19 protein-coding genes are annotated in these 24,584 nt (G+C 74.5%); 12 read left to right on the top strand and 7 right to left on the bottom strand.

What is annotated here, in order from left to right; translation table 11 throughout:
- Positions 1–53: 53 nt before the first annotated feature.
- The 3 genes from nrdI to nrdF all read left to right on the top strand — a co-directional run bounded on the left by nrdI (position 54) and on the right by nrdF (position 3,722).
- Positions 54–470 (top strand): class Ib ribonucleoside-diphosphate reductase assembly flavoprotein NrdI, encoded by a 417-nt coding sequence (gene nrdI, locus P9841_RS12040; protein WP_283318911.1) that lies wholly within the window; start codon positions 54–56, stop codon positions 468–470.
- Between the two features lie 35 nt (positions 471–505).
- A complete protein-coding gene (gene nrdE, locus P9841_RS12045; RefSeq protein ID WP_283321941.1) occupies positions 506–2,611 on the top strand; it encodes a class 1b ribonucleoside-diphosphate reductase subunit alpha in 2,106 nt (701 codons plus the stop codon).
- A gap of 136 nt (positions 2,612–2,747) precedes the next feature.
- The gene (nrdF, locus tag P9841_RS12050; RefSeq protein WP_283318912.1) at positions 2,748–3,722 is read left to right on the top strand and encodes a class 1b ribonucleoside-diphosphate reductase subunit beta; all 975 of its coding nucleotides are present in this window, start codon (positions 2,748–2,750) and stop codon (positions 3,720–3,722) included.
- Positions 3,723–3,843: 121 nt separating this feature from the next.
- On the opposite strand, the gene P9841_RS12055 is transcribed toward nrdF, so the two are convergent.
- Together P9841_RS12055 and P9841_RS12060 are read right to left on the bottom strand one after the other, a co-directional pair.
- Positions 3,844–4,599, bottom strand: a complete 756-nt coding sequence (locus tag P9841_RS12055; RefSeq protein WP_283318914.1) for a hypothetical protein — start codon at positions 4,597–4,599, stop codon at positions 3,844–3,846.
- Positions 4,592–4,954, bottom strand: coding sequence for a PadR family transcriptional regulator (locus P9841_RS12060; RefSeq protein WP_283318915.1), 363 nt, complete (start codon positions 4,952–4,954; stop codon positions 4,592–4,594). Before P9841_RS12060 ends, P9841_RS12055 begins: the two co-directional genes overlap by 8 nt.
- Positions 4,955–5,083: 129 nt before the next feature.
- Between P9841_RS12060 and P9841_RS12065 the strand changes: the two genes are divergently transcribed.
- From P9841_RS12065 to P9841_RS12095, 7 genes are all read left to right on the top strand, one after another.
- Positions 5,084–5,686 (top strand): sugar O-acetyltransferase, encoded by a 603-nt coding sequence (locus P9841_RS12065; RefSeq protein ID WP_283318917.1) that lies wholly within the window; start codon positions 5,084–5,086, stop codon positions 5,684–5,686.
- 262 nt (positions 5,687–5,948) lie between these two features.
- Positions 5,949–8,456 carry a hypothetical protein gene (locus P9841_RS12070; protein ID WP_283318918.1) on the top strand — a complete coding sequence of 836 codons (2,508 nt, stop codon included), beginning with the start codon at positions 5,949–5,951 and terminating at the stop codon, positions 8,454–8,456.
- A 104-nt stretch (positions 8,457–8,560) separates the two neighbouring features.
- On the top strand, positions 8,561–10,624 hold the full coding sequence (locus P9841_RS12075) for a gluzincin family metallopeptidase (protein ID WP_283318919.1): 2,064 nt from the start codon (positions 8,561–8,563) through the stop codon (positions 10,622–10,624).
- 105 nt (positions 10,625–10,729) lie between these two features.
- Complete coding sequence (locus P9841_RS12080; protein ID WP_283318920.1) at positions 10,730–12,082, top strand: YihY/virulence factor BrkB family protein; 1,353 nt, start codon at positions 10,730–10,732, stop codon at positions 12,080–12,082.
- A gap of 89 nt (positions 12,083–12,171) precedes the next feature.
- Positions 12,172–12,648, top strand: a complete 477-nt coding sequence (locus P9841_RS12085) for a substrate-binding periplasmic protein (RefSeq protein WP_283318921.1) — start codon at positions 12,172–12,174, stop codon at positions 12,646–12,648.
- On the top strand, positions 12,645–13,661 hold the full coding sequence (locus P9841_RS12090) for a cation efflux transmembrane domain-containing protein (RefSeq protein ID WP_283318922.1): 1,017 nt from the start codon (positions 12,645–12,647) through the stop codon (positions 13,659–13,661). Before P9841_RS12085 ends, P9841_RS12090 begins: the two co-directional genes overlap by 4 nt.
- Before the next feature lie 88 nt (positions 13,662–13,749).
- Complete coding sequence (locus P9841_RS12095; RefSeq protein ID WP_283318923.1) at positions 13,750–14,052, top strand: DUF1540 domain-containing protein; 303 nt, start codon at positions 13,750–13,752, stop codon at positions 14,050–14,052.
- 42 nt (positions 14,053–14,094) lie between these two features.
- Here P9841_RS12095 and P9841_RS12100 read toward each other — a convergent pair whose 3' ends face one another.
- The 3 genes from P9841_RS12100 to upp all read right to left on the bottom strand — a co-directional run bounded on the left by P9841_RS12100 (position 14,095) and on the right by upp (position 16,463).
- Entirely contained in the window at positions 14,095–14,760 is a 666-nt protein-coding gene (locus P9841_RS12100) for an SDR family oxidoreductase (RefSeq protein WP_283318924.1), read from the bottom strand.
- A 455-nt stretch (positions 14,761–15,215) separates the two neighbouring features.
- On the bottom strand, positions 15,216–15,560 hold the full coding sequence (locus tag P9841_RS12105) for a hypothetical protein (RefSeq protein WP_283318925.1): 345 nt from the start codon (positions 15,558–15,560) through the stop codon (positions 15,216–15,218).
- Between the two features lie 267 nt (positions 15,561–15,827).
- A complete protein-coding gene (gene upp, locus P9841_RS12110) occupies positions 15,828–16,463 on the bottom strand; it encodes a uracil phosphoribosyltransferase (protein ID WP_283318926.1) in 636 nt (211 codons plus the stop codon).
- 346 nt (positions 16,464–16,809) lie between these two features.
- Between upp and P9841_RS12115 the strand changes: the two genes are divergently transcribed.
- Positions 16,810–17,280 (top strand): nucleoside deaminase, encoded by a 471-nt coding sequence (locus tag P9841_RS12115; protein WP_283318927.1) that lies wholly within the window; start codon positions 16,810–16,812, stop codon positions 17,278–17,280.
- 133 nt (positions 17,281–17,413) lie between these two features.
- On the opposite strand, the gene P9841_RS12120 is transcribed toward P9841_RS12115, so the two are convergent.
- Complete coding sequence (locus tag P9841_RS12120) at positions 17,414–18,784, bottom strand: type 2 periplasmic-binding domain-containing protein (protein WP_283318928.1); 1,371 nt, start codon at positions 18,782–18,784, stop codon at positions 17,414–17,416.
- Between the two features lie 247 nt (positions 18,785–19,031).
- Between P9841_RS12120 and P9841_RS12125 the strand changes: the two genes are divergently transcribed.
- Entirely contained in the window at positions 19,032–21,638 is a 2,607-nt protein-coding gene (locus tag P9841_RS12125) for a glycoside hydrolase family 38 N-terminal domain-containing protein (RefSeq protein WP_283318929.1), read from the top strand.
- Between the two features lie 97 nt (positions 21,639–21,735).
- Here the strand turns inward: P9841_RS12125 and P9841_RS12130 are convergent, their stop codons facing one another.
- Positions 21,736–24,534 carry an alpha-mannosidase gene (locus tag P9841_RS12130; protein WP_283318930.1) on the bottom strand — a complete coding sequence of 933 codons (2,799 nt, stop codon included), beginning with the start codon at positions 24,532–24,534 and terminating at the stop codon, positions 21,736–21,738.
- Between the last annotated feature and the right edge of the window lie 50 nt (positions 24,535–24,584).

Here is a 24,584-nt window from a genome sequence, read left to right on the forward strand (position 1 = left end):
CCGCGACCCTGCACGATCCACGATCCGACCGGGGCGAGGGGGATCGACGAGCGATGAGCTCACTGGTCTACTTCTCCAGCGTCTCGGAGAACACACGCCGATTCGTCGACAAGCTGGACATCGACGCCGCGCGCATCCCGCTCCGCCCCTCCGAGCCGTTCCTCCGCGTCACCGACCCCTACGTGCTGGTGGTCCCGACGTACGGCGGCGGCAACGAGGGCGGCGCGGTGCCGCGGCAGGTCGTGAAGTTCCTCAACGACGCATCGAACCGTTCCCTCATCCGCGGCGTCATCGCGGCGGGGAACACCAACTTCGGCGCTGCCTACTGCATCGCCGGGGACATCATCGCCGCGAAGTGCCAGGTCCCGTACCTGTACGCCTTCGAGCTCATGGGAACGACCGAGGACGTCACGCGCGTCCGAGAGGGATGGGGACGATTTTGGCAGCGACAGTCACGGATGCCGGCCTGACCGACGGCACGCAGGTCGTCACCATCACGCCCGAGATGGACTACCACTCGCTCAACGCGATGCTGAACCTGTACGGGCCGAACGGCGAGATCCAGTTCGACAAGGACCGGGAGGCGGCGCGGCAGTACTTCCTGCAGCACGTCAACCAGAACACCGTCTTCTTCCACGACCTCGAGGAGAAGCTGGACTACCTGGTCACGAACAAGTACTACGAGGCCGAGGTCCTGGCCCAGTACGACCACGAGTTCATCAAGCGGCTCTTCAAGCACGCGTACTCGAAGAAGTTCCGGTTCCAGACGTTCCTCGGCGCGTTCAAGTACTACACCTCGTACACGCTGAAGACGTTCGACGGCAAGCGGTACCTGGAGCGGTTCGAGGACCGCGTCGCGATGGTGTCGCTGACGCTGGCGGCCGGCGACGAGACGTTCGCCCTGCAGCTCGTCGACGAGATCATCTCCGGCCGGTTCCAGCCGGCCACGCCGACGTTCCTCAACCTCGGCAAGGCGCAGCGCGGCGAGCCCGTGTCCTGCTTCCTGCTGCGCATCGAGGACAACATGGAGTCGATCGCGCGCGGCATCAACTCCGCCCTGCAGCTGTCGAAGCGCGGCGGCGGCGTGGCGCTGCTGCTGTCGAACATCCGCGAGCACGGCGCGCCGATCAAGCACATCGAGAACCAGAGCTCCGGCGTCATCCCCGTGATGAAGCTGCTCGAGGACTCGTTCTCGTACGCGAACCAGCTCGGCGCGCGCCAGGGCGCCGGCGCGGTGTACCTGCACGCGCACCACCCCGACATCATGCGGTTCCTCGACACCAAGCGGGAGAACGCGGACGAGAAGATCCGCATCAAGACCCTGTCGCTGGGCGTCGTCATCCCGGACATCACGTTCGAGCTGGCCAAGAACAACGAGGACATGTACCTGTTCTCGCCGTACGACGTCGAGCGCGTCTACGGGGTGCCGTTCGCGGACGTCAACGTCTCCGAGAAGTACCGCGAGATGGTCGACAACGGCGAGATCCGCAAGAAGAAGATCAACGCCCGCGACTTCTTCCAGACGCTCGCCGAGCTGCAGTTCGAGTCCGGCTACCCGTACATCCTGTTCGAGGACACGGCGAACCGCGCGAACCCGATCAAGGGCAAGATCACGCACTCGAACCTGTGCTCCGAGATCCTGCAGGTCTCGACGCCGTCGACGTTCAACGAGGACCTGTCCTACGCCGAGGTCGGCCGCGACATCTCCTGCAACCTCGGCTCGATGAACATCGCGCTGGCGATGGACTCCCCGGACTTCGGCCGCTCGGTCGAGACGGCGATCCGCGCGCTGACCGCGGTGTCGGACCAGACGGACATCGAGTCGGTGCCGTCCGTGAAGAAGGCGAACCGCGGCGGCCACGCCATCGGCCTCGGGCAGATGAACCTGCACGGCTACCTGGCGCGTGAGCACGTCTACTACGGCTCCGACGAGGGCCTGGACTTCACGAACATCTACTTCTACACGGTGGCGTACCACGCGATCCGGGCGTCGAACCTGCTGGCGAAGGAGCGCGGCCAGGCGTTCCTCGGCTTCGAGGACTCGACGTACGCGTCCGGCGAGTACTTCGCCAAGTACGTCGAGGGCACGTGGGAGCCGCGCACCGCCCGGGTGAGGGAGCTGTTCGCGACGGCCGGCGTGCACATCCCGACGCAGGACGACTGGCGGGCGCTGGCGGAGTCGGTGCGCGAGCACGGGCTCTACAACCAGAACCTCCAGGCGGTCCCGCCGACGGGCTCCATCTCGTACATCAACAACTCGACCTCCTCGATCCACCCGATCGTGTCGAAGATCGAGATCCGCAAGGAGGGCAAGATCGGCCGGGTCTACTACCCCGCGCCGTTCATGACCAACGAGAACCTGGACTACTACCAGGACGCGTACGAGATCGGCTACGAGAAGATCATCGACACGTACGCCGAGGCCACGCAGCACGTGGACCAGGGCCTGTCGCTGACGCTGTTCTTCAAGGACACCGCCACCACGCGCGACATCAACCGGGCCCAGATCTACGCCTGGCGCAAGGGCATCAAGACGCTCTACTACATCCGCCTGCGGCAGATGGCGCTCGAGGGCACCGAGGTCGAGGGCTGCGTGTCCTGCATGCTCTGAGCGACCGGCGCCGGCCGGGCCTGCGGGCCCGGCCGGCGCGTCGGTCCCCGGGTGCAGGATGGGGAGCAGGACGTCGCGGGCCCCGGCCCGCAGCCGCGGTCGGCGCGGCGAACCACGACACGACGATGGAGCAGTGATGGCGGAGAAGCTGAAGTTGATCGACCGCGTGCAGGCGATCAACTGGAACCGGCTCGAGGACGACAAGGACCTCGAGGTCTGGGACCGGCTCACGGGCAACTTCTGGCTGCCCGAGAAGGTGCCGCTGTCCAACGACATCCAGTCGTGGGCGACGCTCACCGAGACCGAGAAGCAGATGACCACCCGGGTGTTCACGGGCCTGACGCTCCTCGACACCATCCAGGGCACGGTCGGCGCGGTCTCGCTGATCCCCGACGCCCTGACCCCCCACGAGGAGGCGGTGTACACCAACATCGCGTTCATGGAGTCGGTGCACGCCCGCTCCTACTCCTCGATCTTCTCGACGCTCATCTCCACGCGGGAGATCGACGAGGCGTTCCGGTGGTCGGAGGAGAACCCGAACCTGCAGCGCAAGGCCGAGATCGTCCTCAACTACTACCGGGGCGACGACCCGCTGAAGCGCAAGGTCGCCTCGACGATGCTCGAGTCGTTCCTGTTCTACTCCGGCTTCTACGCGCCGATGTACTGGTCCTCGCGGGCCAAGCTCACCAACACGGCCGACCTGATCCGCCTGATCATCCGCGACGAGGCGGTGCACGGGTACTACATCGGCTACAAGTTCCAGAAGGGCCTGGAGAAGCTCACCGCGGCGGAGCGCCAGGAGCTCAAGGACTACACGTTCGAGCTGCTGTTCGAGCTGTACGACAACGAGGTGGAGTACACCCAGGACCTGTACGACCCCCTGGGCCTCACCGAGGACGTCAAGAAGTTCCTGCGCTACAACGCCAACAAGGCCCTCATGAACCTGGGCTACGAGGCGCTGTTCCCGCGCGACGAGACGGACGTCAACGCCGCGATCCTCGCCGCCCTGTCACCGAACGCCGACGAGAACCACGACTTCTTCTCCGGGTCGGGCTCGTCGTACGTCATCGGCAAGGCCGTGAACACCGAGGACGAGGACTGGGACTTCTGATCCCGGCCTGACCCGCGCACCGACGACGACGCCCCGGACCCTGGTGGGTCCGGGGCGTCGTGCGTCCCGGAGCGCTTGCCGGGGAGCCGGCTGGTGTCCGCCGGACGGCTCGTCCGGGGCCTCAGCTTCCGGACCCGGCCCCGATGACGGCGACGACCACGGACCCGATCGCGGTCCACGCCAGCACCGTCCACGGCATCAGCATGCTCACGCGTCGCGGGGCCGCCTCCTCGCGCGGGCCGACCACGGGGTCGGCGGTCCGGCCGCGACGCCCGAGGACCACCTCCGCCCCGATGCCGGTGGCGAGCAGCAGGAGGCCGGCGACCAGGGCCGCGGGTGCGGGCAGCTGCGCGATCGGTGCCTCGATGCGCAGCAGCAGCGCCGCCGGGACGAGCGCGGCGGTGACGCCGGCGCCGACGGTGACCGCGGCGACGACCGGCCTGCGGACGATCAGCCCCAGCACGCGGTCCGCGTGCCGGACGAGGAGCCCGCACCCGGCGGCCACGACCGCCAGCATCGCCACGAGGCCCCAGCTGAGCGTGACGTCGCCGCCCCGGGCGGTCTCGCCGACCGCCGTGATGACGGTGACCATGCCGAGGATCTCGGCGGCGAGCGGCGCGAGGTGCGGCCACCACCGCGTGCGCGGGGCGGGCAACGTCTCGGCGACCGTCCGGGCGTAGGCGACGGGGTCTCCGAAGGCGACGTGCTCGGGCTCGCCGCTGTCCCGGCAGTGGACGTCGATCTCGGCGAGCGCGTCGCCGATGCGCTCACCCGGGACGTCGCGCAGCCGGGCCTCGAGGACGAACGCGTCGACCCAGCCCGGGTCGACGGCGGGCGCGATCTGCTGGGCGCCGGTCGGGCGGCGGGTGTCAGGCACGGGGGTCCTCTCCTCCGGGGGCGGGTGCGGCCAGGTGGGCGTCGACGACCGCGGCGAAGCGCGTCCAGCGCGCCACCAGGTCGAGCAGGTGGTGGCGCCCCTCCGGGGTGATCTCGTAGTACTTGCGACCCGGACCGCCCTCGCCGGCGCGCCACTCGACGGTCACGTGCCCGGCGGCTTCGAGGCGACCGAGCAGGGGGTAGAGGGTGCCGCCCTTGATGTCGCCGATCCCGGCCCCGGCGAGGCGGGTGGCGATGGCGTACCCGTACGTCGGGCCGTCGGCGAGCACGCGCAGCACTGCCTGCGGCAGCACCCCGCGGAGCCACTCGCCCGGCCACTCGCGTTCGTCGGTCACGTCTAGATCGTATGGCTGACTAGATCGGGAGGCAATCTACCGGGGTCGCCGGCCCGCGGACCTGTGGTCCCGGCTGCCCGCCTGCGTGGTCTGGGAGACTCGCCCCACACGACGAAGGAGGACCCGAGGGTGGAGCTCGACCTGGCGACGGCGCTCGCGGACGGCCGCACGGAGTACGACAAGATGGTGGCCGGCGACTGGTACCGCTACCGGTTCGGGCCCGAGCTGGCGGACATGACGACCAGCACGCAGCGCACGTGCCGCCGGATCACCGCCCTGTACGACGAGGACCGGCCCGCGGCCGAGAAGCTGTTCCGCGAGCTGCTGGGCACCGTGGGCGAGGGCGTCGACTTCCGGCCGCCGTTCTACCTGGACTACGGGCACCGCCTGCACCTCGGCGACCGGACGTTCGTCAACGCGGACCTCCTGACCCTCGGCGGCGGTGAGATCCGGATCGGCGCGGACGTGCTGATCGGCCCGAGCGTGCGCCTGTACACGCCGACGCACGTCCTGGACCCCGAGCTGCGCCCGCAGGGGTGGGAGCGGGTCTCGTCCATCACCATCGAGGACGGCGTCTGGCTGGGCGGCAGCGTCGTGGTCTGCCCGGGCGTGACGATCGGCGCCCGGTCGGTGGTCGGCGCAGGGTCCGTCGTGACGAAGGACGTGCCGCCGGACGTGGTCGTGGCGGGGAACCCCGCGCGCGTCGTGCGCTCGCTGCTGCCGGAGGGCTGACCGTCCGTCGCCGTCAGATCTCCGAACGGTCCCGCACGCCTGCGCCCGGCCGTTCCGGCCGCACAGGTCACTAGCCTCACCGCCAGACCGACGCGGACGCCCACGACGGCGCGGTGAGCTGCCGTGCCCGGCGTCCCGACGCGGCCGCGGCGCGAGCCGGACCGTGGGTGACCGGCGTGACGGAGGGCGACCGCCGTCCGCCTCACCCGCGTCCGTCGTCACGCTCCGCTCTGCTGACGGCGTGAGAGACGAGGGACGGCCCATGAGCACGAGGACCTGGTGGCGGGACGGGCTGGTCGCGGTGGTGACGGCGGCCGTGCTGGCGCTCGCCGGAGCGCCGGCGGCGGGGGCCGCGGACGGCGACGGGACGGACCCGGCGGCGACGGCGTCGATCTCGGGGACCATCGTGTTCCCCGAGGGGCTCCAGGAGGGGTACTCCGAGGGCTTCGACATCCAGGCGTGGACCGTGGACGGCCAGGAGCCGTGGACGTACGGCAGCACGTCGGGCTCGGGGACCTCGTTCTCGATCCCGGGGCTGCGTGCCGACCAGGACTACGTCGTGTCCCTCTCGTTCTGGCACGACGAGCTGGCCGACGGGCTCTGGGCGGGTCCGGGCGTCCCGCCCGTGCGGGCGGTGGCGGCGGCCGTCGCGGTCCGTGGCGGGACGACGGACCTCGTGGTCGAGGCGCTGAAGAAGGCGTCACCGACGAGCATCTCCGGCACGCTGACGCTGCCGCCCGAGGTCGCGTCGGTCGACGGGACGCGCGTCGTCGCCACCGTCGGGTCCGCCGACTACGAGGGGGAGGACGCGGTGCGCACCGCTGTCGTCACCGGCTCGGCGTTCACCCTCACGGGGCTGCACCCCACGTTGGGCTACCGGGTCTGCCTGGAGGCCTCCGCGTCGACGACCGCGGGCTGCTACCGCAGCGACGACGGCACGCTCGGACCGGTCACCGACGCGGACTCCGGCGCGCCCGCCGGCACGTGGGTCGACCCGGGCTCCGAGGGCATCGTGCTCAGGCCCCACCACCCGATGTCGATCTCCGGCCGGGTCGAGCTCCCGCCGGGGGTGACGTCGCTCGCCGGGCTGACGGTGCAGGCCTTCGGCCTGTCCTGGTGGGACGAGCCGTTCCAGGGCAGCACGACGCTGACGGGGTCCTCCACGACGTTCACCATCGCGGGCCTGTCGTCGTGGGAGACGTACGACCTGTCGATCACCGGGTCGGACAAGGTCTTCCCGGGGTACTACGTCTCGGACACGCAGCCGCTGGGCCACCAGAAGAGCGACGCCTCGCGGGTCGCGCCCGGCGCGACCGGCCTGGTCCTGCGGCCCACGGCCACGGCGACGCCGCTCACGCCCACGAACACGACGAGGCCGATGGTCCTCGGCGCCGCGAAGGTCGGCGCGAGGCTCACCGCCAAGCCCGGCGCCTGGTCGGTCGCGGGGCTCACCTACACGTACCAGTGGCTGCGCGGCACGACGGCGATCAGCGGCGCCACGACGTCGACGTACACCGTCACGACCGCGGACGCCGGCCAGAAGCTGTCCGTCCGGGTGACCGCGTCGCGGTCCGGCTACCAGTCCGCGCAGGCGACGAGCGCCGCGACCGCCACCGTGCCGCTGCTCGTCGTCACCAGCACGAGCAGGCCGACGACGTCGGGCACGGCGAAGGTCGGCGCGACGCTGACCGCCAGGCCCGGTTCCTGGTCCGTCTCCGGGCTGACGACCACCTACCAGTGGCTGCGCGACGGCGCGGCGATCAGCGGAGCCACGTCCGCCTCGTACCGGGTCACCGCCTCCGACGTGGGCAGGAAGCTCGCGGTCAAGGTCACGGTCCGCCGCACCGGCTACAAGGCCGCGAGCTCCACCAGCGCGGCGACGGCGCCGGTCGCCAAGGGGACGATCGCCGTCCGGACGAAGCCGACCGCGGCGGGCTCGGCGAAGGTCGGCGCGCAGCTCACCGCGAAGCCGGGGACGTGGTCGGCGTCCGGGGTGACGCTCCGGCACCAGTGGCTGCGCGCGGGCAAGCCGGTCCCGGGCGCCACGAAGGCGACGTACACCGTGACCGCCGCGGACCTCGGGCAGCGGCTGTCGGTGAGGGTCACCGCGGTGAGGTCCGGCTACACGTCGGCCTCGGCGACGAGCGCGTCGACGGCGGCGGTGGCCCGCGGCACCCTGACGAGCACGGCACGGCCGACCGTCACCGGCACCGCGGCCGTGGCGTCCCGCCTGACCGCGACGCCGGGCACCTGGGCGACGACGGGGCTGACGTACGGCTACCAGTGGCTGCGCAGCGGCTCGGCGATCACGGGCGCCACCGCGTCGACCTACACGCCGACCGCGGCGGACGTCGGCAAGCCGCTGTCCGTCCGTGTGACCGCCAGGAAGAGCGGCTACACGACCGCCACCGCCACCAGCCTCGCGACCGCGGCGGTCGTCAAGGCCGCGCCGGCGGTGACCGTGACGCTCACGCCGTCGACCGCGCCCGCCGGGACGACGGTCACGGCCGGGGTGGCGGTCGTGGTCCCGGGCGTGACCAGGCCGACAGGGACGGTCACCGTCACCGCCGGAGGGACGACCACGACGGCCACGATCGCGTCCACCGCGTCCACCGCGGGCGGCAGGGCGACGGTCGCGCTCCCGACCCTCGACGCCGGGACGTACGACGTCGTCGCGCAGTTCACCCCGACGGGGACCACGGCGACGACCACGGCGGCCGGGTCGTCGGCCCCGGCGCAGCTCGTCGTCGCGCCACCCGCCGTGCCCTGACGGACCACACCCCGCCCACCCGCGGCGCCGCGCGTCCGGGTGACCTGACACCCGCCGTGCGCGACGTCGACCACGGCGGGAGCCTGCGCTGCCAGGATGCCCGCATGCCCTCGCCCCGCCGCCTGCTCGCGGCCGCCGGTGCCGCCGGTGCCGCCGTGCTGCTTCCCCTGCTCGCGCCCGCCGGGGTCTCCGCCGCGGTGCCGGTGGCCGCCGCGCGCCCCGCGCCCCCTGCCGCCGTCGCGGCCGTCACCGCGCCCGGGCCGCTGGCGGCCGCCGAGGACCGCACCGAGGGCCTGCGCGTCGAGACGTCCGCGACGTACACGGTCGACCTGGCGGCGAGCGTCGTGCACGTGGAGCACGTCGCGACCCTCACGCACCAGACCCCGTCGACGGGCGCCTGGTACTACACGTTCGAGGAGTACGCGGTGCCGTTCCTGCCGGGCGGGACGGGCGTGACCGCTACGTGGGACGACGGGACGCCGCTCGCGTTCACCCTGGAGCCGGGGACGGACGAGTACCTGCCGGCCGTCGTCGTCGCGCTCCGGCCGGTGCTGACCTACGGCGACACCCGGACGCTGCGGGTGACGTACGACCTGCCGGCGCAGCCGCCCCGTGTCGCCACGTACGCCCAGGTGAACCCGGCGTTCGCGACGTTCCCCGTGGTGCTGGACGGCGACCCCGGCCTGGCCTCCGCGCGCGTCGTGGTGCCCGGCGGCCCGGACGTCGAGGTGGTGGGCGGCCCGATGACCCCGGCGCCCACCGGCGACGGCACGACGTGGAGCGCGGACGCGGTGGCCGACCCGGCCGCGTGGCAGGCCCAGGTCGTGGTGCGGGACGACGACGCCCTGGTGCCGGCCGACGTGGACTACGGCGACGGCGTGCAGGTGCTCGGGTGGCCGGACGACGCGGAGTGGCTGGCGTTCACCACCGACCTGGCCGGACGCGGCCTGCCCGTGCTGGAGGAGCTGGTCGGGCAGCCGTGGACGGTCACGGGCGGGCTGACGATCCTCGAGGCGGCCACGCCGAGCGCGCACGGGTACGCCGGCTGGTACGACCACGACCGTGGCTCGATCGAGATCGGCGACATGCTCGACGCGCACGTGACGCTCCACGAGCTCGCCCACGCCTGGTTCAACGGGACCACGTTCGAGGGCCGGTGGATCGGCGAGGCGCTCGCCGACGAGTACTCCGCGATCGCGATGGAGACGCTCGGCCAGGAGCGCCCGACGCCCGCGCCGCTGGACCTCGCGCGTCCGGACGCGGTCCGCCTGGTCGACTGGGAGGACGCCCGCGCGGACGGGCCCGAGGGCGGCGCGCACGACGAGTACGGCTACGCCGCGTCCTGGTGGGTGGCGCACGAGATCGCCGCGGAGATCGGCCCGGAGGCGCTGTCGGCGGCCGTCGGGGCGGCGGTGTCCGGCGAGGACGCCTACCCCGCGCCGACCGACGACACGGGCGTGCGGGGCCCGACCGGGTGGCAGCGCCTGCTCGACCTGCTCGAGCAGGTGGGAGGCTCCGAACGGGCCGCGCAGGTGTTCCGCGACGTGGTCGTGCGGCAGGACGAGCTCCCGGTGCTCGACGCCCGGGACGCCGCGCGCGACGAGTACCAGGGGCTGCTCGACGCGGGCGACGGGTGGGCGCCGCCGGCGGCGGTCCGCGACGCGATGGCGGACTGGCGGTTCGACGACGCGACCGCCGCGGCGCCCGAGGTGCTGGCGCTGCTGGAGGACCGCGACGCCCTGGTCGCCGCCCTCGCCGGCATCGGCGCGGACGTCCCGGGCGCGCTGCAGGAGCAGGTGGAGAACGCGACGTCCGTGCCGGAGGCCGCCGCCGCCGTCACGGAGGCCGGGGAGGCCGCCGCGGCCCTCGTGGCCGCCACGCGTGAACGGGAGGACGCCGACCCGGTGACGCGGCTCGGCATGCTCGCCGGCGGCGTGGACGGCGACCTGGAGGCGGCGCGCGCGGCGCTCGACGCCGGCCGGTACGCGCAGGCCACGGCCGCGGCCGAGCGGGCGTCCGCCACGCTGGCCTCCGCGCCCGCCCGGGCGGCCGCCGCGACGGGGCTGCTGGTCGTGCTGGCGGTGGGCGGTGCGCTGCTGGTCGTCCGGGGACGCCGGGCCGCCGCGCGCCGCGCGTCGGAGCCGCGCGGGGTGCCGGGCCCCGGCTGATCCGGCTCCGCGCGGGGCCCGAGCCGGCCGGGGCCCGTCGCGCGCCGCCCGCGCATCTCGGCTTCACTCGACCGAGGGTGCCGCCCGCCCGGAGAAGGAGGCCCCGTGCCTGCCACCGTGCTCGTCGTCGCCCTCCTCGTGGCCGTCCTGGCCCGCCGCGTGCCGTGGGTCCGCCACCGGCTCCCGGTGCCCGCGTCCACGACCGCCGCGTGGCTGGCGGCCGCCGGCAGCGCGCTCGCGGTGGCCGACCTCCCCGCGGGGTGGCGGGCCGTGGCCGGAGGTGCGCTCGCCGCCGCGTCGGGCGCCGCGGCCGTCGGTGCGGCCGCGTGGGTCACCGGCCGGCTGCGCGGGCCGCTCGCGCGCCGCCGGCGCCGGCGCGAGGGGCAGCCGACGCTGCGGGAGCGGACGGAGGCGTTCGCCCGGCGGCACCCCGTGCGCGTCGCGGGCCACGACGTCGTGGGCACGACGGTGCGGGCAGCGCTGCGGGCGGGCGACGTGCGCGTCACCGGGCTCGCCGCCGAGATGACGTACTACGCCCTCATCTCGCTGGTACCGATCACGACGGCCCTGGGCGCCAGCCTCGGGTACCTGCGGCCGGTGCTCGGGGACGCCCAGGTGGAGCAGCTCCGGTCCGGCGTCGTGGACACGCTGGCGGCCGTGTTCGCGCAGCAGGTGGCCGGCGACGTGCTGGTCCCGCTGGTCGACGGGCTGCTGGACGAGCAGCGCGGCGGGTTCGCCGTCGGTGCCCTGCTGGTGACGCTGTACCTCGCCAGCCGCGTGTTCCGGGCCGCGGTGCGGGCGCTCGACGACGCCTACCAGGTGCGCAGGCGACGCGGGGTGGTGGCGCAGTACGCCCTGGGCCTGGCGTTCACCGTCGGCGCGCTGGTCACCGTCGTGACGGTGCTGCTGCTGGCCGTCGTCGGTCCGCTGCTCGGCGGCGGTGCGAGCCTGGCGGACCGCCTCGGGCTCGGCGACGCGTTCCGGACGGCCTGGGACCTGCTGCGCTGGCCCGCGGTGCTGGCGGTGACCACCGCGTTCCTCACGCTCCTGTACCGGTACGCCCCGAGCGCCGGCTCCACCTGGCGGCGCTGCCTCCCCGGGGCGGTGGTGGGGACCGCCGGCGTGCTGCTGGTCTCCGCGGGGTACCTGTCGTACGTGCGGGTCGCGGTGCCGGACACCCCCGGCGCCTCCCCGGACAGCGCGGCCGTCGTGCAGGCGGCGGCGCAGATGCTCGGGCTCGTGCTCGCCGGGGCCCTGTGGCTGTGGCTGTGCAGCATCGCGGTGCTCGCCGGGGGCGTCCTGGTCGCCGAGATCGACGCGGAGCACGGCGGCCGTGAGGAGGACGCGGAGCGCGGTCGCCGGTCCGGCAGCCCGGAGGACGCGGGAGGCGCGGAGCCCGCCGCCGAGGGTCCCGCGCCGGGAGCCCGGGCCCGTCCGGCGCGGTCCGGCACCGGCTGACGCGCCGTCCGGGCCATCCCGCGCGCGACCGCTCCGCCCGCGACCGCCTCCGCGTGCGCTCCGGAGCGCCGGGGGGTTCACTCGGCGGCATGAGGCGTACAGCGGCCACGGCGCTCGCGGTCCTGCTGCTCGCCGGGTGCGGCGGGTCCTTCCCGGCCGACCCGGACGGCACGCTCGAGCGGGTCACCGGCGACGTGCTGCGGGTGGGCGTGTCCCCGAACCCGCCGTGGACCGAGGTGGGGCCCGGTGGCGAGCCGTCGGGGCTGGAGGTGGAGATCGTCTCGGAGTTCGCCCGCACGCTCGACGCCCGCGTGGAGTGGACGACCGGTGGCGAGGAGTCGCTGGTGGCGGACCTGGCGGAGTCCCGCCTCGACCTCGTGGTCGGTGGCCTCACGGGTCGCTCCCCGTGGGCGGACCAGGCGGCGCTCACCACGCCGTACACGACGGTGCCCGGGCCACGGGGTGAGCCGGAGCCCCACGTGATGGCCGCGCCGCTCGGCGAGAACGCGTTCCTGGTGCGCCTCGAGACGTACCTGCTGGAGAACCGGGAGGACGTGCTGCCGTGAGCGTGACGTTCGGGCACACGGAGCTGCCGCCGGAGCAGTCGCAGGCGCTGCGCCGGGCGGTGCGCCTCGCCTGGGGGACGATCGGGTTCCTCGTCGTCGGCGTGACGCTCGTGTACCTGGTGATGGGCAGCTCGCAGGCCATGAAGGCGGCGTGGACGGAGGACCTGCTGTCGTTCATCCCGCCGATCAGCTTCCTGGTGGCCGTGCGGTTCGCCCGGCGCCGGCCGACGCCCGAGCACCCCTACGGCTACCACCGGTCGGTCGGCATCGGGCACCTGGTGGCGGCCACGGCGCTGCTGGCGATGGGGACGTTCCTGGTCGTCGACTCCGGCAGCGGCCTGCTGAAGGCCGAGCACCCCCCGGTCGGGGTGATGCACCTGGGCGGTCACGTCTTCTGGGCGGGGTGGCCGATGATCGCCGCGATGGTGGTGACCGGCGTGCCGCCGGTGCTGCTCGGCCGGGCGAAGCTGCCGCTGGCCCGGACGCTGCACGACCGCGTCCTGTACGCCGACGCCGACATGAACAAGGCCGACTGGATGACGGCGCTCGGCACGGTCGTCGGCGTGCTCGGCATCGGCGCGGGCCTGTGGTGGGCGGACGCGGCGGCGGCGCTGTTCATCGCGGGCAGCATCCTGCGCGACGGCGCCACGAACCTGCGGGTCGCGGCGGCGGCCCTGATGGACGCCCGGGCGACGACCGTCGACGGCACGGACGTCCACCCGCTGGTGGGACGCGTCGACGAGTACCTGCGCGCGGTGCCGTGGGTGGCCGCCGCGCGGTCACGGGTGAGGGACCAGGGCCACGTCTTCCACGTGGAGTCGTTCGTCGTGCCCCGCGACGGGAGCGCCCCCGGCCCGGAGGACCTGACGGAGCTGCGGCGGGGTGTGGCGGCTCTCGACTGGAAGATCCAGGACGTGGTGGTGGTGCCCGTCGAGCAGCTGCCGGAGCAGATGCTCCCCGGGGTGCGGGCGGAACCCGGCGAGGAGTCGCGGACGGCCGCCGGCGGCGGGTGAGCCAGGCCTTCCTTTCTAGACGCCCCGCCCGGCCGGGCCTAGCGTCGAACGGGACAGCAGGCACGCCCCCACCCCCGCGGAGGTTCCCATGAGCACGCTGATGGACCAGCCGCCCGTCTCCGAGTGCTCGGTCGACGGCTGCTCGTACAACCACGACCACGCGTGCAGCGCGGCCGCGATCACCGTCGGCGGCAGCACGACCGGCGACGCGCAGTGCTCCACGTTCATCCCGCTGAGCGTCAAGGGCGGGCTCGACCGCGTCGTCTCGCACGTCGGCGCCTGCCAGCGCGCGGACTGCTCCCACAACGAGCACCTGACGTGCGCCGCCGACGCGGTCCGCATCGGCGCGGGCCACGACCTGGCGGACTGCCTGACGTACGCCCCGGCCTGATCCGCGCCCGGTCCACGCCCGACCCGCGCGCCGGGCGGGAGGTCAGTCCTCCCGCTCGGTGGCGGCGGCTACAGCGGCCGCCACCGGCACGGCGCCCTCGGACAGCTCCAGGGTGAGGCCCGCGGTGCGCGGCTCGTCGAGCAGGGCCACCAGCACGGCGGCGACGTCGTCGCGCGGCACCGACCCCCGCGGGATGTCCGGGCCGAGGCGGACCCGGCCCGTGCCGGGCTCGTCCGTGAGCGACCCGGGGCGCAGGATCGTGGTGTCGAGGTCGCGCTCGCGCAGCGCCTCCTCGGCTGCCGTCTTCGCGCGCAGGTACGCCGCGAACACCTCGTCGGTGCCCGGCGGCGGCTCGGCCCCCGCCCCGACGGACGAGACGAGCAGGTAGCGCCGGACGCCGGCCGTGGTGGCGGCGTCGGCGAGCAGCACCGCGGCGCCGCGGTCGACCGAGTCCTTGCGGGCCGTCCCGCTGCCGGGGCCGGCCCCGGCCGCGAAGACGACGGCGTCGGCGCCGTCGAGGTGCGGCGCGAGGTCGCCGACGCCGGCCTGCTCGAGGTCGAGGAGCACCGCGGTCGCGCCGTCGGCCTCGACGTCCGCGACGTGCGCGGGGTTCCGGACGACGGCGACCGGCGTGTCACCCCGCTCGGCGAGCAGCCGGCTCAGGCGTCGGGCGATCTTCCCGTGGCCCCCGGCGATGACGATGCGCATCCGTCCACGGTAGGAGCGTCCGGGCGGGCCCGCCACAGGGTCGCGGCCGTGCAGGCAGGCGGCGGGTGGCGACGGCCGGCGGCGGGTGGCGACGGCCGGCGGCGGGTGGGGACGGCCCGTGCCGCCCGCCGGTCCCCCCGGCCGAGCGCAGGGTGCCCCGGGCCGCGGAGGGGTGCCACGGCCCGGGGCGTGACGCCCGTCGCCGAAGGGGGTGACGGTGCCGGGCGTCGGCGCCGCGTGCCGCGCGTGCCGGCGCGGGTGTGCCGGCGCGTGCGGGGTGGCGGCGCACGGCCAGGCTAGGCAGCGCCGGGCCTCACGGAGACCGATGAGTAGCGCACGAAGGCGGAACCAGGTGGTGGACCAGGTCGGACTGAGGGGCGCGACCGGCCTCGCCGGCGCGCCGCGCAGCGACTGCGTAGGGGTGCGGACGTGACCAGGCCCCGGGTGCGCCCGCGTCACGCCCCCGCCGGACGGGGCGCCGCCTCCCGCTCCAGCGGCCGCAGCGCGGCGAGCCGGGCGCGGAGGTCGCGCACGTCGTCGGGGCCGGACGCGCCGGGCACGACCGAGAGCGCGGTGAACGTCTCCGCCGTGGGCAGCAGGTCCCGGGCCAGGTCGCGCAGCGCCTCCGCGACCTCGGCCAGCTCGGTGACGTGACCGGCGTCGAGGTCCGGCGGGTCGCCCTGCAGGCCGACGTACAGGACGAAGCCGGCGCGCGCGGGCTGGAGGTCGCGCGGCGGGCGGCGGGGGGCGGTCGGCGGGCCCGGCACGGCGGGCGGCGCGGGGGTGCGTGGACGTGGCACGGGGTGCTCCGGAGGGGTGCGCGGGGCCGCGCGGGGCGGGCGGCCGGGTGTGGTCGGGGGACGCGGGGCGTCAGGACCGACAGCGCGTGCGGTGCGCTCCGGGGCGTACGCCGACGGACGCCGGGGTGGCGTCGGTCGGGCGTCGGCGGTGCGTCACGGCACGAGCGTGACGCACGGGGCCGGTGCTGTCCACGGCAATGCCCGGTCCGGTCTCAGCGGCCGAGACCGGATGACGGGAGGCGCCGCCCGGCGGGGCGGCGGGCGGGGTCAGACGACGCCGTAGAGGCGGTCGCCGGCGTCGCCCAGGCCCGGGACGATGTAGGCCTTCTCGTTGAGGCGCTCGTCCACGGCGGCGACGACCACCGTGACGTCGACCCGGTCGCCGACGGCGTCCTCGACGACCTTGAGGCCCTCGGGTGCGGCGAGCAGGCAGACCGCCGTGACGTCGCGCGCACCGCGGTCGAACAGGTACTCGATCGCGGCGACCAGCGTGCCGCCGGTGGCCAGCATCGGGTCGATGAGGAAGCACTGGCGGCCGGTGAGGTCCTCCGGCAGCCGGTTGGCGTAGGTGATGGCCTCGAGCGTGGTCTCGTCGCGCTGCATGCCGAGGAACCCGACCTCCGCGGTCGGCATCAGCCGGGTCATGCCGTCGAGCATGCCGAGGCCGGCGCGCAGGATCGGGACCACGAGCGGCAGCGGCTCGGCGATCTTGACGCCGGTGGTGCGGGCGACGGGCGTCTCGATCTCGACCGGCTCGGTGCGCACGTCGCGCGTCGCCTCGTAGGCGAGCAGGGTCACGAGCTCGTCGACGAGCTTGCGGAACGTCGGGGACGACGTGTCCTTGTTGCGGAGCACCGACAGCTTGTGGGCGACGAGCGGGTGGTCGGCGACGTGCAGGCGCATGGGCTCAACCTACCGTGCGCGGGCGGCGCCCCGCCCCGCCCCGGCGGCTCCGCCGGGCGCCACGGCACCGGCACGGGCCCGCGTCCGGCCGGTGCGTGCGACCGGCGACCGCCGGGTGGGTCCAACGTCCCGGGCGCGGGGCCCGCGCGGGCGCGACGCTAGCGGGAGCGCGCGGCGACGACGAGGACCCCCTGCCTGCGTCGTCGCCGCCGCGCACCCAACTCCCGTGCCGCACGCGCACCGTCGCGCGTCCGTTCCGGTGGTCCGCCGTCCCTCTCGGCCACCCCCGCCACCCCCCCGCCGCGGTGCCCGGTCCCGCCGCGCGTGGTGCGCGAGGATGGGCCGCATGTTCGCGCGCCCCGACGACCTGACCGCGATGGGCCTGGCCCTCACCGAGGCCGCCGGCTGCGCGGCGTCGGGGGACGTCCCCGTGGGGGCGGTCGTGATCGGCCCGGACGGCGCGGTCGTCGGCGCGGGCCGCAACCGGCGGGAGGCGGACGGCGACCCGACCGCGCACGCGGAGGTCCTGGCGCTGCGGGCGGCGTCGGCGGCCCTGGGCCGGTGGCGGCTCGACGACTGCACGCTCGTCGTGACGCTCGAGCCGTGCCTGATGTGCGCGGGCGCGACGGTCCTGGCCCGTGTGCCGCGGCTGGTGCTCGGTGCCTGGGACCCGAAGGCCGGCGCGTGCGGGTCGCAGTGGGACGTGGTGCGCGACTCGCGGTCGAACCACCGCGTCGAGGTGGTCGGCGGCGTCCGCGAGGAGGAGTGCGGGGTGTTGCTGCGCGAGTTCTTCGCGCCGCACCGCGGCGGGGCCTGACAGCGGGGGACCGGCGCGACGGCCCCGTGGGGTCCCGGCAGGCCCGGGACGTCGGTCCCGCTCCGCGCCGCACGGACGAGGGCCCCCGCCGGTGCACCGGCGGGGGCCCTCGTCGCAGGGGGCGGACGGCGGGTCAGCCGCCCGTGATGTTGTCGTACGCCCGCATGGCCGCGGGCTGGGCGTCCGCCAGCGCGTCCTCGGGGGACTTGTCGCCGAGCAGCGCCGCGGTGATGGCGTTGTTCAGCTCGTTCTGGATGTCCTGGCCGGCGGGGGAGGACCCGAAGGTCTGCCCGTAGTCCACGACGTCGTAGTAGGTGGAGATCACCTGGTCGAAGCCGGCGTCGCCGGTCTCCGTGACGTACTCGTCGCGGATCGCCTTGTCCGCCTCGGGCGAGCCGGTGAACAGGCCGGTGTTGATCCCGCCGTCCGTGGCGATCGTGTCGGCCCGGGCCTCGCCGGCCGCCATCCACGCGTCGTAGGACGTGAGGTTGAGCATCCAGGAGCAGGCGGCGTCCTTGTTCTGCGCCCCGGCGGGGATGACGAAGGCGGTGCCGGAGGCGACGGAGAACGGGTTGCCGTCCTGGTCGAGGAACGGCACGGCCTCGATCTCGATCTGGCCGACGTAGGCCCCGAGCACGTTCGGGTACCACTGGGCGTTGACCTGCGCGCCGACCTGGTCGGCGACGTACTGGTTGTTGTCGCCGAAGGTGTCGAACGAGTCGGTGAACGACTTGACCTTGGCGAAGCCGCCCTGGGCGTCGGTGATCTGCTTGAGCAGCTCGATGCCGGCGACGTTGGACGGGTCGTCGAGGGTCGGCTTGCCGTCCGCGTCGGTGAGCTGCCCGCCCTGCCCGAGGATCCACAGGCCGCCCTGGCCGGTGGCCACGGGGTCGAGGCCGAGCGTCGTCGGGACGCCGCCGCTCTCGGCGTACATCTTCTCGATGGCCGGGATGAGGACGTCCGGCTTCGAGGTGTCGATCTGGTCGTTGGTGACGCCCGCGGCGTCCATGACCCGCTTGTTCAGGATGATGGCCGGCGGCTGGTAGAACTGCGGCACCGCCCACACCTGGTCCTCGTACCGCACGTCGTCGACGACCGACGGGTAGTACTGCTCCTCCGGCACGACGTCGTGCGCGGCGTAGCAGGCGTCCAGCGGCATGATCAGGTCCTGCGCCGCGTACGTCGTGACGTACCGGCGGTCCATCTGCACGACGTCGGGGACGTCGCCGCTGGCGAGGCGGGTGGTGAACTTCTGGGCGTCGAACGCGGTGGCGTCGAGCTCGATGTCCACGTCGGAGAGCTGCTCGGCGGCGTAGTCGAGCCGCGACTGGCCCACGTCGTCGGCGTTCTCGAAGCCCCAGGCGTTGAGCGTGCCGGTGGCCTCGGTGCTGAAGTCGCTGGATCCGCCGCCCTCCTCCTCCCCACCGCCGGAGCTGCACGCCGCGAGGGCGAGCGCGGTGAGGGGCAGCAGGGCGATCGCTGCGCGACGGCTCCTCTTGGTCATTGACGTGTTCCCTTCCTCGGCCACTGGGTCCGCGTCGTCGCGGGCCCACGGGAGAACCCTCGGCATCGGTGCCGAGATGGATGAAAACCTTCCCACATCGGACGCTAGTTCAGGGCCCTCTGCGGCGGCAAGAGCGGGCGGATCACGGTGTGATCACGCCTGTCCGACGCGTGCTGACCATGGACTCGACACCCAGTCTGTGACTAGGCTCATATGGCAACGATGCCACAAAGACGAGGATTTGGCGATGCCCTCCGCGCGTGAAGAGTCCCGAGACGACCGCCTGGACCACGACGGCTCCGGCCCCCCGCTCCCCGACGGCCCCGCTGCCGCCCGCCCCGTGCCGGGACCGCGGCTGCGGCAGGTCCTGCTGGTGGGCCACACCCACCACGACGTCGGCTACACGAACAGCCCGCGCCTGGTCGACGACCTGCACGCTGAGACCGTACGGCGGGTCCTGGACCTGTGCGACACGGAGGACGGCGACGGGCCGGACGCGTTCCGGTGGACCTTCGAGGTGGCCCGGCCCGTGCTGCGGTTCCTGGAGCGGGCCTCCGCCGCCGACGTGGAGCGGCTGCGCCGCCGGGTCGCCGAGGGGCGGGTCGCCGTGACCGGCGGCTACCTCAACATGACCCAGCTGCCCTCCGACGCGGAGCTCGGGACCGCGTACGACCTGCTGGACCGGCTGCGGGACGCCGGGCTCCCCGTGCGCACCGAGCAGCACGGCGACGTCAACGGCACCGCGTGGGGCACGGTCGACGGCATGCGCCGCGCCGGCGTCTCGCGGCTCGTGATGGCGCTCAACCCCGACCACGGCCGACCGCCCTACACCCAGCCGACCGGCTTCTGGTGGGAGGGGCCGTCGGGCGGGCGGGTGTTCGTGTGGCTGTCCACGCACTACGGGGTGGGCGAGGAGTGGGGGATCGTCGACGGGGACGTCACCGCCGCGGAGGCCCACGTCGCGGCGTTCGTCGCGCAGCTCGAGGCGCGCGACGACTACCCGTACGACACCGCCGTCGTGCACGCCGCCAACGACAACCGGTGGCCGACGGCGCTGTGGCTGGACGTCGTGCGGCACTGGAACGCCCGCCACCCGGAGCTGCCCATGCGCACGGCGACGGTCGACGAGGCGCTGGACGTGCTGCAGCCGCAGGCCGAGGCCGCCGACGTGCCCGTGGCCCGCGGCGAGTGGTCGGACTGGTGGGCGCACGGGCACGGCTCGACGGCGCGGGAGGTCGCCGTCTACCGGGAGGCCCGCAGCCTCGCGCGGGCGGCGCAGACCACGCTCGGCCTCACGCGGCTGCGGGGCGACGGCGAGCCGGCGCTCGCGGACGTCATCGGCTACCGCCGCGGGCCCGTGCGCGTGCGGTCGGACGCCGAGGTGGCGCGGGACCTGGAGCGCGTCGACCACGAGCTGCTGCTGTTCGGCGAGCACACCTGGGGCTCCTGGGAGACCTACTCCAAGCCGTACTCCACGTTCTCGCACTCGCACTGGAACGCGAAGGCCGGCTTCGCCTACGGGGCGTTCGACCTGGCGCGGGACCTCGCCGTCGAGGGGCTGTTCCGGTTCGCGGCCAGCGGGCCCGGCGCGGCGGCCGGCGGCGCGGAGGGCGCCGGCGGGACCCGGGTGCTCGTGGTCAACCCGACCGAGCGCACCCGCACCGAGCCCGTCGACGTCGAGGTCGCCGGCCGCACCCGGGCCCGCACCGTGGCGACGGTCCCGCCCTTCGGCGTCGCGGTGGTGCCGCTGCCCGCGGCGCCCGGCGCGTCACGGACGGCACGGGAGCTGACCTGGGGCGCGTACCGGGTGGCGGTGGACCCGGCGCGCGGCGGCGTCGTGTCGCTGGTGCACCTGCCCTCGGGCCGCGAGCTGGTGGACGGCGGCGCCGGGCACGGGCTGGGCGCGGTCGTCGCCGAGACCGTCGTCCCGGGCAGCACCCACCCGATGGTGGTGCGGGACCCGAAGGACTTCCACCCCGACTTCCCCGGCCCGGACTTCGACCGCCGGCACGCGACCGGCGACGAGGAGCCGGTCGTCACCGAGGGCGACGGCTGGGCGCGGATCTCGTGGCGGACCACCCCACCGGGCCTGCCGGCCGCGACGACCACGCTGACGCTGTACCGGGACGTCGACGTGGTGGACCTGGCCGTCGCGCTGGTGAAGCCCGAGTCGTTCGGGCCGGAGAGCATCCACGTGGCGTTCCCGTTCCGCGTGGACGGCCCCCCGGAGTTCCTGCTGGAGACCGCGGGCGCGGTGTACGCCGCCGAGACCGAGCAGCTGCCCGACACCAGCAAGGACTGGTACTCGGTGCAGCACGCCGTCGGGGTGCACGGCGCGGCGGGCGGGCCGGGCGTGCTGTGGGGCACCGTCGACGCGCCGCTGGTGCAGGTCGGCGGGCTGCACACGGGAGAGTGGGCACGCACCCTGCGACCCGCGAGCGGCTACCTGTCGTCGTGGCTCATGAACAACCTGCACTTCACGAACTTCCAGGCCCGGCAGGAGGGCACCCGCACCTACCGCTACCGGTTCGCCGCCGCCGACGCCGTGACGCGCGAGGCCGTGCGCGTGCTCGGGCGGGACCTCGCCGAGCCGCTCCAGGCCCGCGCGTACGACGGCCCGGTGGCGTTCACCGGCCGGTCGGGTCTGCGGGTGGAGCCCGCGGAGCGGGTGCTGGCCGAGGTGCGGCCGCTGCCGGGGCCGGGTGGCGGCGTGCGGGTGCGGCTGCGGAACCCGGGCGACGAGCCCGTCGAGGCGACCGTCACGTGGGACGGGCCGGGCGTGGCCGGCGGGGGCCGGGTGTCGCTGGGCGGCCACGGGGTGGCCGACGTGGTGCTGCACCACCCGGAGGGCTGACCGGGGCCGCTCTCGGGCGGGCACGACCGGGCGCCCCTCGGGCGTGGACGAGGCCGGGTCCCGGGTCGCGACGACCCGGGACCCGGCCTCGCGCGTCTCAGGCGGGGTCGTCCGCCGAGGGGGCCTGCGACGGGCGCGGCCGGCCCGTCGCGCCCGGGGCGGACTCCTGCGTCGGCGTCAGGCCCGAGCCGGGCGCGGCCGCGGCCGGGTCCTCCGGGTGGTCCGTCGTGCCGGCCGCCGGCACCTCGGGGGTCGCGCGGTCGCTGCGGACGGCCGACGCGCCGGCGCCGTCCGCCCCGAGCGGCCGCTCGACGAGGTCGACCTCCCGCACGGGCGCGTCCGGGTCCGCCGGGACGACGAACGTGCGCAGCTGGTACGGCCCGAACTCTGCCTCCACGGTGCGCCCTACGAGGGGCAGCTCCAGCCGGGCGGTCGCCGCGCTGCCGCGGGTCTCGACCGCCCGCACCACCAGGTCGGCGCCCCCGGGCCCGTCGGTCGCGTCCTCGGTGCCCTTGAGCGCCGTGATGGCCACCGGGCCGGCCTGGTCGGACGCGAAGGACCCGGTCCGGGGCAGCGTGCCGGCGTGGAACGACTCGAGCATGGCCCGCACCGGCGAGCCGAGCAGCGCGGCGCGGCGCCCCGGGTCGGCGGCGTGCCGGTCCCCGTCGTGCACGACGAGCTCGTAGGAGAACCGCTGGATGCCCATGTCCTGGTAGGCGTACACGTCGTCGCCGTCCAGCAGGCGCGGGTCGTGCCACGCGTACACGGGGCTGCGGACGGCCGTCACGCCGATGCTCGGCTGCTCCCCGGGGGAGACGTCGTAGCCGTGCTTGTTCGTCACGACCACCGTCAGGCCCGCGGGGCGGCCGTCGAGCGTGCCGGTGAGGTCCACCCAGCCCTGCCCGGGCTCCTCGGCGCCGTCGACGGGCCGCTCCAGCTCCGCGTACGGGATCTGGTAGGTGGCGCGCGGGTCGGTCAGCGCGGTGGGGAACCGGAGCTTGAGCAGGTGCGCGGGCTCCCGCCAGTCCAGCGTGACGTCCACCCGCAGGACGGCGGAGTCGTGGTCGAGCAGCAGCTCCTCGATCATCGTCGAGGCGCCCCACTCCCGCTCCACGCGGACCCGCGCCCGCAGCGGGCCTGTCTCCCGCACGACGATCCGCGCCGTCGCCATGGTGTCGCCCGGCCACGCGTACGACACCACGCGGTGGCCCCAGGTGTCCGTCGGGTCGTCGCAGACCTGGGTGTGCTGCGCGCCGTCGACGCCCCGCATGACGTCGAGGCCCGTCCGCTTGTCGAGGTACGACGTGACCCAGCCCGTCGCCGGGTCGAGCTCGATGCGCACGAGGTCGTTCTCCAGCACCGTGCCGGGCACCGTGCCCGAGACGGTCAGGCTGCCGGGCGCCCCCTCGCTCCACTCCGGACGCGCGGGCTCGGCGGCCATCCGCACGCGGTACAGCCGGTAGCCGAGCGGCGGCACGTCGGCCCGCAGCACGAGCGCGCCGCGGCCGGTCTGGTTGGTGGTCGCGCGGGACTGGGTGGGCTGCGCGACGACCACGCGGCCCTCGTCGTCCACCACGTGCACGGCGCCGGGGTGGGAGCCGTAGTGCAGCTCGACGTCGGTCGAGACCGGCCACGGGTGCGGGTTGAACACGAGGACCGGCTGGCTGCCCTCCTCCAGCGGCACGTCGACCTGCCGGGCGATCGTGTTGTGGGCGCGCGTGATGATGCGCTTCGCGATCGCGACGGCCTCGCCGAGCTGGTCGCGGGCGTCGTCGTAGGCGTGCTCGATCGCGGACCCCGGCAGGATGTCGTGGAACTGGTTGAACAGCACCTGCTTCCAGGCGCGCTCCAGGTTCTCCCGGGGGTAGGGCGTGCCGTCGTGCACGGCGGTGACGGCGGCCCAGCGCTCCGCGGAGAGCAGCGCGTACTGCGCGCGCCGCTGCCACGCCTTGATGCCGGAGTGCGCGGAGTAGCAGCCGGGCGCGTGGTGCTGCAGGTCGTCGGTCCACACGGTCAGGCCCTCCCGGAACTCCGGGCCGCGCGCGTGGACCCCGTCGAGGTACTCGCGCGGCGACGACATGCGCAGGCGGCCGAAGGACCCCATGCGGTCGTAGCGGTGGATGGACTCGATGTTCGCGATGGTCGGGCCGCCGCCGTGGTTGCCGACCCCGTACAGCACCATGACGTCGCCGAGCGAGCGGTCGAGGGTCCCGAGGGCCTTGTCGACCTGGCCGTCGACGGAGCCGGGCGGGGAGCAGTACTCGAACGGGATGCGGTAGCCGAGCACCTCGGACCCGTCGGGCGCGCGCCACCGGAACAGGGTGTCGTCGAGCTCGCTCTCGTGCGGGCCGGGCCGCAGGAACAGGTACGAGTCCATGCCCTGCCCGCGCAGCACGGCCGGCAGGCCGGCGCTGTGGCCGAACGGGTCGGCGTTCATGCCGACGGTCGCGGGCTGCCCGAACCGCGAGATCAGGTACCGCTGCCCGTACAGGCCCTGCCGGGCGAACGACTCGCCCATGGGCATGTTGCAGTCCGGCTCCACCCACCAGCCGCCGACGTTGACCCAACGGCCCTCGGCGACGCGCTCGGCGATGCGGGCGAACAGCTCGGGGTCGGACTCCTCGACCCAGGACAGCAGCACCACCTGGTCGCACGTGAAGACGAAGTCCGGGTACTCGTCCATGCGGTGGATCGCGGACCAGAACGTCGCGCGCGCCTCCTGGTAGCCCTCCTGCCACGGCCACAGCCACACGGGGTCGATGTGCGAGTTGCCGATCATGTGGATGGTCCGGTCCGGCGTCGCGTGCGGGCGGGGCACCGCCGGCAGGTCCCGGGGCTGGGCACCGGCGGGTGCGTTCGACACCGGTGCGCCGGTGGTGTGGCGGGGCCTGCTCATGTCGCTCCTCGTGCGTCGTCGCGCGGGTCCGGTCCTGTGCGCACGATCGT

It is taken from the genome of Cellulomonas sp. ES6 (assembly GCF_030053835.1).
Classification (GTDB): domain Bacteria; phylum Actinomycetota; class Actinomycetes; order Actinomycetales; family Cellulomonadaceae; genus Cellulomonas.